The 10,718-nt window shown below is 68.5% G+C and carries 7 protein-coding genes; 2 read left to right on the top strand and 5 right to left on the bottom strand.

All coding sequences use genetic code 11. The features are described 5' to 3' along the window. Nucleotides 1-20: 20 nt before the first annotated feature. Genes OG226_RS00090 through OG226_RS00105 form a run of 4 tightly spaced genes read right to left on the bottom strand, consistent with a single transcriptional unit; the run spans nt 21 to nt 4,886 of the window. The gene (locus OG226_RS00090; protein ID WP_329347171.1) at nt 21-1,352 is read right to left on the bottom strand and encodes an AAA domain-containing protein; all 1,332 of its coding nucleotides are present in this window, start codon (nt 1,350-1,352) and stop codon (nt 21-23) included. Further along, nucleotides 1,349-2,863, bottom strand: coding sequence for a hypothetical protein (locus tag OG226_RS00095; RefSeq protein WP_329347172.1), 1,515 nt, complete (start codon nt 2,861-2,863; stop codon nt 1,349-1,351). Before OG226_RS00095 ends, OG226_RS00090 begins: the two co-directional genes overlap by 4 nt. Then, nucleotides 2,860-3,993, bottom strand: coding sequence for a hypothetical protein (locus OG226_RS00100; protein ID WP_329347173.1), 1,134 nt, complete (start codon nt 3,991-3,993; stop codon nt 2,860-2,862). Before OG226_RS00100 ends, OG226_RS00095 begins: the two co-directional genes overlap by 4 nt. 32 nt (nt 3,994-4,025) lie before the next feature. Next, on the bottom strand, nt 4,026-4,886 hold the full coding sequence (locus OG226_RS00105) for a hypothetical protein (protein WP_329347174.1): 861 nt from the start codon (nt 4,884-4,886) through the stop codon (nt 4,026-4,028). 134 nt (nt 4,887-5,020) lie between these two features. Here OG226_RS00105 and OG226_RS00110 point away from each other — a divergent pair, with 134 nt between their 5' ends. Both OG226_RS00110 and OG226_RS00115 read left to right on the top strand, forming a co-directional pair. Continuing rightward, the gene (locus OG226_RS00110; RefSeq protein ID WP_329347175.1) at nt 5,021-6,307 is read left to right on the top strand and encodes an exonuclease SbcCD subunit D; all 1,287 of its coding nucleotides are present in this window, start codon (nt 5,021-5,023) and stop codon (nt 6,305-6,307) included. Further along, a complete protein-coding gene (locus OG226_RS00115; RefSeq protein WP_329347176.1) occupies nt 6,304-9,486 on the top strand; it encodes an SMC family ATPase in 3,183 nt (1,060 codons plus the stop codon). The genes OG226_RS00110 and OG226_RS00115 overlap by 4 nt, the downstream gene beginning before the upstream one ends. Nucleotides 9,487-9,785: 299 nt before the next feature. Here the strand turns inward: OG226_RS00115 and OG226_RS00120 are convergent, their stop codons facing one another. Next, a complete protein-coding gene (locus OG226_RS00120; protein ID WP_329347177.1) occupies nt 9,786-10,001 on the bottom strand; it encodes a hypothetical protein in 216 nt (71 codons plus the stop codon). Between the last annotated feature and the right edge of the window lie 717 nt (nt 10,002-10,718).

Here is a 10,718-nt window from a genome sequence, read left to right on the forward strand (position 1 = left end):
CGGCTTCCGGTGCGGGGTGGTCAGGCGGCGGGGACGCGGTGCTGGGAGAGGTGGTCGAGGATGTGCTGGTGGGCTTCCCAGCCGTCGGGGAACTTGGCGGGGACGCCGAGGGCGACGGGCTCATTGGAGGGGTGGCGGTCGAGGAGGTCGGCGATGCCGGCGCGGGCGACCATGATGCAGGCGTGACGGTGGCGTGAGGCCAACACGCACAGGCGGCCGGCTTCGAGGTGGAAGGCGGAGGCGTCGCGGCGGCCGGAGAGGGGGTGCAGGACGATGGTGACGGCGAACTCGCGGCCCTGCAGGCGGTTGGCGGTGTCGGCACGCACTCCTCGGGTGTGGGGGCTGCGGTTGAGGAGTTGCTGGATGTGACGGGCCTGTTCCCGGTGAGCGGTGCCGATGGCGATGTCGGCGGGCTGCAGGCGCCGGCCCATGGGGTATTTCTCGCAGACGGCCTCGATTCCGCGCTCCAGGAGGCGGGAGGCCAGGGCGACGGTGGCGTGGGCGGCTTCGGCGTCGATGCGTGCGGTGTGGCGGGGCGGGAGTTCGTGCAGGGCCCAGCCGGTGCGTGCGGCTTCCTCGACAGTTGGGTCGAAGGGGGTGTGCAAGGCGTCGATGGTGAAGGTGAGGGCGCGGGTGGCGGGGGTTGTGGCGGGCTGGAAGGGGGTGAAGGGGTAGAAGGCCCGGGAGACGATGCCGGCTGCTGAGGCGGGAAGCCGCCAGGAGACGGGCAGGGTGTGGGTGCTGGTGTCGTTGTGGTTCGTCAGGACGGTGACGGCGTTGTTGAGGGGGTCGTGGGGCAGTCCGGTCCACCGGGGGGTGCTGACGATGGAGAACGGGTCGAGTTGCCCGGGGTCGCCGACGAGGAGGGCCCGGTCGAAGAGCTTGGCGATCAGCAGGAGGGCGTCGGAGCGCATCTGGTAGGCCTCGTCGATGATGGCCCACTTCCAGCGGGGGCCCTCTACGTACGCCCATTTCATGGCGGTTGCGATGATCACGTCGCAGGCGAGGGCGTCTTTGATGTCTTTGCTGATGATGGTGTCGGTCAGGGCCAGGACTTCTTCGGGTGCCTCGTAGTTGTGCCCGGCGAGGCGTCCCAGGCGCAGCCGGGGTGCTTCTGGGTCGGCGAGGCTGACGAGGAGGTCGTCGACCTGGTGGTTGGTCTGGGCGATGATGATGCACTGTTCGCCGGCGTCGGCAAGGGCACGGGCTGCGCTCACGACCAGGGTGGATTTTCCTGCGCCTGGGGGCGAGTCGACGACGAGGGGCCGCGTGGTGGTGCCGGTCAGTGCGGTCAGGACGGCGGTGACCGCTTGGCTGGCCAGTTCCGTGGGCGGGATCGGTGGCTGGGTCACGGCTGGGGCTCCTCGGTCTCCTCCAGGACGGCGGCTGGGTGGTTGTGCTGGGGGCCGCCGTGGGTCCAGGGAGTGTTCTCCCGGCTGGGGAACGGTGGCCGGCTGAAGAACTCGGGGGCGAAGGTCAGCTCGAGCAGATCGCCGACGGCGGGGACGGAGTCGGTCCTGGGCTTGTTCACGGTTCCGGTGAGCGTCTTCACTTCGAGCAGGAGATCCGTGCCCTGGCCTTGAGGGGTGATGGCACGCACGGCCATGTGCACGCGCGGGTTGTGGGGTCCGGCGAGCAGGTGCCCGATGTCCAGGCGTACCGGGTCGGTGGTGTGCAGGGTCAGGCGCGGGCGCAGTTTGGGGCTTCGGGCGCCGGGGACGGTGTGGTGGGCGTCGACCTCGGTGACGGTGCCGGCGACGGCTTCTCCGGTGGTGCGCCGCTCGGCCATGAAGTAGGGGTCCTCCAAAGCGCGGTGGGCGTCGAAGGCTCCTTGGGCCAGTTCCATGCGGGCGAGCCGGCGGGCGGCGGAGACGGGATCGTCCTTGATGGGCTGGGGGCGTCCGTCGGCCGCGAGGTAGGTGGTGTAGGCGGTGAAGCGGTCGCGGTCGGCGGCCCAGCGGCGCTGCGCGTCGTGGGTCTGGGGCAGGTTGCGTAGCAGGCCGAGGGCGTGCCAGGCGTCGTCCCAGGTCGGCTTGAGGTAGTTGTGCAGGAGGGTGTGCAGCCGGTCGGTGAGCCTCATCATCGCGGCGGTGTTGCCTTCTTTGGCGGCGTTGTCGTAGGCCGTCAGCAGGGGGTCGAGCTCGAGGCTGTCGAAGGAGGGGTCGGTGGCCGGGCCGGCGGGCCGGTGCAGTTGGCCGTCGGGGCCGGGGACTTGGGGGTTTTCGGCATCGAGTGCGGCGCGCAGGCCTGTGGTGCCGGGGGGTGGGTCGATCCAGGCCAGGAGGGAGGCAAGATGCTCGTCCTCCAGGCGGCTCTGGCCCGTGATCCAGCGGATGGCGAGCAGGTCGGTCAGGGCGAGCAGGAGGGCGGAGCCGGGGTGTTCGGCGTGGTCGGCGAAGAAGGTGAGCCACTGGCCGAGGCGGCCGACACTGCGGGCTGGGTCGCTGTCTTCGGGCGGTTCGGTGAAGCGCAGGGCGCGGCCCAGCCGCCCGACGTAGGGAAGGGACCTGCGGTTGGCGACCAGGAGTTGGGGGGCGTGGGTGTGACGCTCGCGGCCAGGCTTCTTGCCTTTCGCGGGCAGGTGTTCGGTGTTCTGGAAGCCTTCGATGTAGGTGAGGATGTGGCCGGCCAGTTCTTCCAGGAACGCGGTGGGCCGCCCATGGGGCGGTGCGATCAGGAGCTGGGGGCGGCTCGGTTCGTTGCCGAACATGACGGCCAGCAAGGTTGCTTCGGTACCGGAGCGGTTGAGCGGCAGGAAGATCAGTGGCTGCTCGGCAAGGTGGAAGTGGCCGACCATGCTGGCGTCCTGCACTGTTTCGGTCTCGGCTGCCTCAAGGCGCAGCAGGGTGGACAGTCGGCTCATGCGGACTCCCGCAGTTGGGTGCGGACGGCGTGGGCGTGCCGGAGGGCGGCGGCCAGGTCGGCCTGGTCGGCGGCGGGGGTGCGGGTGTTGTCGGCGAGGCGCAGGGCGGTGCCGATGTGGTCGATGCCGCCGAGGTCGTCGCTGATGTCGCTGCCCAGGACGTCGATCGATCCGTCATCGCGGGCTTCGCTTCGGCAGACGTAGGCCAGGTCGCAGAAATGACGGCAGGCAGGGGTGTAGCGGGTGGTGGTGGCTTGCAGGGCGGCGGTGAGTTCTTTGGGGTCGCGGGTGGGCCGCTTGTCCTGATCGAGGGCGAGGTCGAACGTGATGCGGGCCGGTAGTGCGTCGAGGAGCGGCTCGACGCGGGTGAGCCGGTTGAGTTGCCGGGTGAGAGCGGCGATCTTCTTGCGGGCATCGACCACGCTGGCGGTGGGGCGGCGGGTGAAGTTGCGGGGCGTGACGAGGATGACGTCGTGGGCGACTCTGTCGCCGTCGATGCCTTCTTTTGCGAGGAGTTCGCGCAGGGCGAGGACGTAGGCGGCGGCCTGGGTGACGGCGGCGGCCACTTTCGTTCCGCTTGCCTGCTGGTCGACGACGGCGAAGGACTTGATCTCGATGATGTGGAACACGCCGTCGATCTGGAAGGCGACGACGTCGGGCTCGAGGTAGACCGGGTGGCCGGCGACGGTCAGCTGCAGGATGGGGTGGTCCAGCAGCGTACGGGCGGGGCTCGTGGAACGGAGCGCTTCCAGGACGGCATTGCGGGTGTGGATGTAGCGCACTTGGGGGGAGGCATCCTGGGTGCCGACCACCGCGAGGTCGGTGTGGGCGGCTTCGGGCAGCGGCAGATTCAGGACATCACGCAGCAGGCGCAGCAGTTCGGCGCAGCCGTCGGCCTTGACCTGTTGTTCGAAGGTGGCTCCGCTCCTGAGAGCAAGGGAGGACTTGGCGAGCGGGCGGGGTTTGCCCAGATGGACGGCGATGGCGTCCTTGTCGATACCGGCGGCGTCGAGCAGGGCCCGGCGGTTGCAGCCGGGGTTGGCGGTCAGGGCCGCGAGCGTGCGGGCGTCGTGCCCTTTGGCGGAGACGGGGCCGCGCAGCGCGGCGAGCCGGTCGTTGAGCTGACTCACAGATCTTCCTTGCGGGGACAGGGCGCAGGCGGTCAGGGGACGGAGCGCAGGCGGCGGGCGGACTGGAAGGATCCTCCGAACAGCAGTGCCGCGGCGTCGAGTTGGCTGCGGGCCCGGGCGGCGGCCTGGGTGCGGGTGGTGGTGTCGCTGGCGGTGTGGAGGGTGAGTTCGTCCTCGGCGGCACGGCGCAGCAGGGCCAGGTCGAGGGGTGCTCCGGCCGGGCCTGGGTGCGCTATGGGGGGCTGGGCGCCGGGGATGTTCTGGGCGTAGCGCACGAGGAGTTGGCGGACGGGCAGCGGCAGGGTGGCCGCATCGAGGCGTTCGGCGGCGTCCGCGATGTTCAGGGCGCTGGTGAGGAAGTGGACGCGGGCGCTGAGCGGGCCGACGATGCGCTGTTCCAGGGACCAGGTGCTGACGGTGAGCAGGCCGCGCGCAGGTGAGAGCAGGTCGGAGGTGAGCGCCGGGCACAGGTAGTAGGGGCGGGCGCCGGGGGCGCTGCGGTAGGAGCGTTCTTCGTCACGGCGCAGGCTGGTCAGCCGGGAGGGGGCCAGTCCGCCGGCGAAGAAGGCTTCATGGACGGTGCTGATGAGTTTGGGGGCGGCGGGCACGGCGAGCAGGGTCAGGACCTGGTGGACCTGTTCACGTGCGGGCAGCAGGGTTTGCGGCTCTGCGGGAGTCTCCTGCGCCGGAGCGCTGTTCTCGCCACCGTCAAAAGCGTTGCTCTCCTCGCCCTCTTCGGCCTGCTCGAAGAGGGCGTCCCAGGCGCGCTGGGTACGCCGCAGGTCTTCACGGAGCTGTTGGATCTGCTCGCTGTCACGGGCCAGTTGGGCGCGCCGCATGGCCTGCTGCAGCTGTTGCATGCGTTGTTCGAGTGCGTCCAGGTGCTCGTGCATGGCAACCACTCTACCGCATTCCAAGGTTTTCCAGTTTTCTCCTGTGATTGCTGTTGTAGAGTCGTCGGCACTCCGCCAACTGCCGCTGCGCATCAGGCAATCGGGCAGTCCTGCCTTACCGAGGAGAGCCGTTCATGAAAGCCCTGCACACATCCGACTGGCATCTGGGCCGTACTCTGGGGCGCCGCTCCCGGGACGCAGAGTTCGACGCCGTCCTGGCCGAGATCATCGCCATAGCCGAGACGGTGCAGCCGGATCTGATCGTGCACAGCGGCGACCTGTTCGACACCTACCGGCCCGCGCACAAGGACATCCTGCGCGCGATGCGCTGCCTCGACAGCCTCGCGTGCATCGCGCCCACCGTGGTGCTGGGCGGCAACCACGACTCCCCCGAACTCTTCGACCTGCTGGGCTACGTGTGCACGCTGCGGCCGGAAGCCCACCAGGGCCGCCTGCACTTCGTGCACAGCCGGGGCGACACGGAACCGGGTACCGTGCTCGACTTCGGCAGCCGAGACGGACACGAGCGCATCCGTCTGGCCGCTCTGCCATATGTGCATCCCAACCGCTACCTGCACCTGTTCCCAGGTTTCGGGACCACCGCAGGCGCCTATGCGACCGGTCTGCGCGATCTGCAGGAGCAGCTGTTCACCCGGCTCAGCGACGGCTACGACGCCGGCCGTGACGTGCTGCTGTTCACCGCCCACCAGTACGTGGCCGGCGCCGAGCCCGCGAACAGTGAGCGGATGTGGGAGGTGCGCGAGCCCTACGCCACCGCCGCCGACGCCCTGCCGCAGGTCGCCTACTGCGCGCTGGGGCACATTCACAAACCCCAGCCTGTCGGCATCGGGCGGCGCTTGGCCGGCTACGCCGGCAGCCCCCTGCAGATGGATTTCGGCGAGAGCGAGGAGACCAAGAGCGTCACCGTCATCGAGGCAAGCCCCGGCCGGCGCACTCTCACCACTCCGCACACGCTGCACTCCGGACGGCGCCTGGCCCACTTCCGCGGCACCCTCGATGAACTCGGCGCCGCAGCAGCCCAGTACACCGACGCCTACCTCAAGGTGCTCATCCACAGCGACGACCCGATTCCCCGGCTCGGGGAGCGGGTCGCCGAACTGGTGCCGGACGCCGTCCTGGTGGACGTCGATGAAGAGTGCGCGGCCACCCGGGCCACCGTCCTGACGGGCTCCGACGCGGCCGGCGACGGGCAACTCGACGTCACCGCCGCGTTCAGCGCCTATCTCTCCGATACCGGCACCCCCGGGCAGCACGCCGACGAGGTCGTGGCCGCCTTCGCCGACCTGCTGAACACCCCCGACACCGTGCTGCCTCACTCCCCCGCCGAGCATCTGCTCGCCCAAGCCATCGCCGCCCCCTGGACCAGTGCCGCACACAGCGGAACGGAGACGACCCCATGAAGATCGTCCGCCTGACCTTCTCAGGGGTCCGCAGCTACCCCGGCACCTGCGAGATCGACTTCACCGGCAAGACCCTCGTCGGCATCCTCGGCGACACCGGCGCGGGAAAGACCAGCATCCTGGAAGCCATCAGCGTCGCCCTGTACGGCAGGTGTTCCTTCACCGACCAGGTCGCCCAGCTGCGCTCCGACGACTGCCAGGCCATGACCGTCGACCTCGCGTTCCGCGTGGACGGCCGGGAATGGCGGGTGCACCGCGTCTTCCACGCCACCCGCGGCACCCAGGCACGGTTGACGGACCCGGACGGCAGGCACACCGACGGCACACGAGCCGTCGACGCAGTCATCCGGGTGCTCCTGGGAATCGACTACATCACCTTCAAATCCTCCGTCCTGGTCCCGCAAGGACGCTTCGGCGACCTGCTCAACGCGCGCGACGCCGAGCGTGCCCGCATCCTGAAGTCCCTCTTCGGCGTCGACGAACTGCAGCGGGTACGCCAGCTCGCCGACGGAGCCGTCGGCCGGATCAAAGACCTCATCAGCCAGGCCCGGCAGGAAGACGCCCGGCTGCTCACCGACCCGGGCGTGCAGGCCCAGGCGGACCGGGAACGGCACGAACGAGCCGCCCTCGGCGCCACAGACCTCAACGACCGGCTGGCCGAACTGCGTCGGCTGCAGACCGAGGCCGCACAGACGTCGCAGCACGCCCGCCTCAGTGTGAAGGCCGCTGCCGAACTCACCGAGCGGCGCGTGACCGACTACGGCCGCACCACGGCCGCTGTCCGGCAGGCCCAGGACGAACTACTGCAGTTGCACGAGGCCAACGCCGCAGCCGAGAGCGCCGTCCAGGACGGCCTCACGGCTGTAGCTGCCGAGCAGGAGAAGGCCGTCGCAGCGGGCCTGGCCCCCGACACCCTTGCGGCAGCCGCCCAGGTCCTCAGGGACATGCCCGGCAGGCTCAGCGCCCTCGCGGAAGGACAAGCGGCACACGCCCAGTTCCTGGCCGAGCTCACGAACGAGGAAGAAGTCCTGGCCCGGCGCGCCGACGAACTGGAGAACGCCGAGAAAGACATCGTCGAGCTGCGTGGGCAGGCGCAGGACACTGACGCGGATGCTGCTGCTGCCGACGAGGTGCTGCAGGCACTGACGACTGCCGTCCGGCACGCCGGCGAAGCGACCGGCGTGCTGGCCCAGCAGCGCGCCAACCGCACCACCATCAGCAGCAAGCTCAGCGCCCTCATGCAGGCTCCTCCCGGCAGCGACCCTGAGAAGGCGCGGACCGCGGCGGCCGAGGCGCAGGGCGTGCTGGACGGCATCCGGCGCCGGGAGGCCGCACACACGGCGGGCAGTGGGCTGGGCCCCGGGGACGGCTGCACCGTCTGCGCCCGGCCGCTGCCCGAGGACTACCAGCCGCCACAGCCGCAGAACGGCGAAGCTCTGGCCCAGGCCGCGACCACGGCGAAGAAGGCCTCCGCCGCGCTGAGCAGCGCCGAGCAGGAACACGCCCGCCACGCGCACGAGGCTGAAGGGCTTCAGCAGGCCCTGCAGGAACACGAGCAGCAGGTCGAGGAAGCCGCCGCTCAGTTCGGAGCGTCCCTTCCTGCGGTGCGTGAGCAGGCGCTGAAACTCGCCTCGTGCACGGAGCACCCCCAACCGGCGGTGTACGCCGAGGAGTTGGAAGCCACGGTCGCGACAGCTCTTGCCCGCATGGCCGACGGCACACAGCCGACGGCCATCGAGCGGGAGGTCCTGACGGCTAACCTCCTGCAGGTCGCCCGCAGTCGCGTCGTTCAGCTGCAGGAAGCGGCCGACGCCAGCAGGAGTGAGCTGTCACGGGCAGAAGCCCAGCTGGGCGCGGAGCACATCTCGCTGGAAAAAGACACACAGGCCTCAGGCAAGGCCCGCGAGCAGGCCGGAAAACGGACCGAGCGCCTGGCGAACGAGCAGCGCAGCCTGTTGGCAAGCCTGTCCGCAGTGCCCGAGCCCGTACAGGTCGCGCTGCCCCGGCCTCCCCAACTCCCCACGGCCGACCACCTGGCAGCTACGGCCGAGGCGGTGCAACGCGAACAGAGCCGCCAGAAGAATCTGGCCGAACGACAAGAACAACTGCGTACACGCGTGCAGGAGCTGCTTACCGACCGGAGCGAACTGGCCGAACGCCAGCAGTACGAGGTCGCCGACCCCCTGCACCAGCTCGAAGTACGGCTGCAGCGCTGGGCGGACAGCATCAGCAGGGCAGCAGCGCTGGTCGAGGAGTCCGAACGCCCCGTACTGCCACCCTCGGCCACGGCGAACAACCCTGCAGCCGCAGAGGAGCACGCCACAACCCTGGAAAACGCCAGTGCCCTGCTGCTAGCGGCACTGGACGGACACGACACCGCGGCGCGCGCGGCCATGGCGGAGCTGACCGCACGGCTTGCCGCGCATGCCCAAGAGGTGGCGGCCTCCTACCCCGGCATCCCGATGCTGCAGATGACCGATGAGACGGATCCCCTGGACCCCACCCTCCTGGACGGCCTGAGCAGCCAGGCCGGCACACTGCGCAGCGAAGCCGAGCACGCCCTTGATGATGCGGAGAAGGCTGAGTCTCAGATCCCCCACAAGGAACGACTGGCAGACGCTCTGGCCGCGGGCGAACGCCAGCTGGCTGCCTGGCAGACTGTGAGCACCCACATGACGGACGGGAAGTTCCTCGGCCACCTCACCGACCTGCGCACCCGTGCTCTGCTCTCGCACGGCAGTGAGCTGCTGCAGCAACTCTCCGGCGGACGGCTGGGTTTCGCCGACGACTTCGACATCGTCAGCCTCACCAGCCACACCCGCCGCAGCTCACGCACGCTCTCCGGCGGGGAAACCTTCCAGGCTTCGCTCGCCCTCTCCCTCGCGCTGATGGAGATGCACGGCCGAAGCGGCACGCGCATGGAAAGCCTCTTCCTCGACGAAGGTTTCGGCACCCTGGACTCCGCCACCCTGGACAGCGCCCTGCAGGTCCTGCGCGCACACGTCGGCAGCGACACACTGCTGGCCGTGATCAGCCACCTGCGTCCGGTCGCCGAGACGGTGCACGACGTGCTGTGGGTCGAAAAGGACCACCGCGGCTCCCAGGCACGCTGGCTCACCGCTCCCGAACGCGACCGCCTCGTCCGCGACGACCTGCACAATCTCACAGACCCCACATGAGTACGCATCCCATACCTGCCGGGCGGCACAGCATCGGAACCATACGGGATGGAGGCTGGGGAAAGAAGAGGCGTTGACCGGCGGTCGTCTCACCCAAGTATCGTCAAAGTCCGCGACACGGCCCGACGGCCTGCAACCGGTTCCTCCTCCTTAGTTGTGAAACTCCTCTGCCACCTTCGCAGTCCAGGGGTCCACGGGTGCATCGCGCTATCCAGGATCCGGCACTGTCGCGCTCAATGTTCTCAACTACCCCCTTGAACGGGGTACTTACACATTTCCAGAGGGAATTGACGGCCATGTCAACGCTGCCAGACTGCTGCCGCCAGCGATGCACGAGGCGACTGCCCTTCGGCAATCGCCTCGCCGGTCAGCATCTTGCGATCTGCCGTCACGATCCCGGTCCGAACGGCACGGCCGTCTCCACCGATGCGATGGTCACCTTCGTCGACTTCGACATAGCAGTTCCTGGTAATGCATTCGATGACTGCTACTTCATTGAAACAGGCTTGGCCCATTCCCCCCACACCCAGTGCACCACCCGCTACTACTCAAGCACACGAGTTTGAATTCCGACAGGCGCGCACGGGCTCGATTCCGCAGATCACCCATGACTTCCGACACCACATTGAGGCAATGGACTCGCATTATTCGTCGGCGAGATTAAATACCTCAACCATTCAGGCTTCCCTCAGGGGCGCTGATCAAATGTGGCACAGTTCAATTTTCCGCTTTCGAAAGAGCGAGCTACACGGACAGATTCTCGCCAGCCTCACACAATGCGCTATCGGCTTGGCCATTATGCGGACGGAAGGTCGATCGGATCTCTCGCTGCCACCCAGCAAGTCCGTCTTATTTTACGGTGGAAGCTCTCCGCTCAACGTTGGTGGAGTCTCTGAGACTCCACCAACGGAGACTCCACTCTCTCCAGAAACGGAAATTTCAACCAAGATCCCACAAGATCTTCCATGGATCCCCATCTGGCACCAACGTCACAACACGCTGGCGCCAGCCTTCCTCCGGGATCTTCCCGGAGCGATTCGAATCAGCCGCACGAAGCGCAGGCGGACTCCGGGGGCGCATCACACAACGCACGCCCCTTTGCGAGCCCCCTGCGCCCCCACTCCCTCTCACGGAACGTAGCAAGAGGCACTGCGCACGCGCACCGAGAGTAAAGAAGGTGGCAGTTCGGTCTCAAGATCGCCACCGAAAGATAGGCGTCTCCACGCCTTACT

Source organism: Streptomyces sp. NBC_01261, assembly GCF_036226385.1.
Taxonomy (GTDB): domain Bacteria; phylum Actinomycetota; class Actinomycetes; order Streptomycetales; family Streptomycetaceae; genus Streptomyces.

What these genes read in the sequence shown, in the direction of transcription:
- OG226_RS00095 (WP_329347172.1), bottom strand. Translation starts at nt 2,863, where the DNA reads ATGAGCCGACTGTCCACCCTGCTGCGCCTTGAGGCAGCCGAGACCGAA.
- OG226_RS00105 (WP_329347174.1), bottom strand. Translation starts at nt 4,886, where the DNA reads ATGCACGAGCACCTGGACGCACTCGAACAACGCATGCAACAGCTGCAG.
- OG226_RS00110 (WP_329347175.1), top strand. Translation starts at nt 5,021, where the DNA reads ATGAAAGCCCTGCACACATCCGACTGGCATCTGGGCCGTACTCTGGGG.
- OG226_RS00115 (WP_329347176.1), top strand. Translation starts at nt 6,304, where the DNA reads ATGAAGATCGTCCGCCTGACCTTCTCAGGGGTCCGCAGCTACCCCGGC.
- OG226_RS00120 (WP_329347177.1), bottom strand. Translation starts at nt 10,001, where the DNA reads ATGGGCCAAGCCTGTTTCAATGAAGTAGCAGTCATCGAATGCATTACC.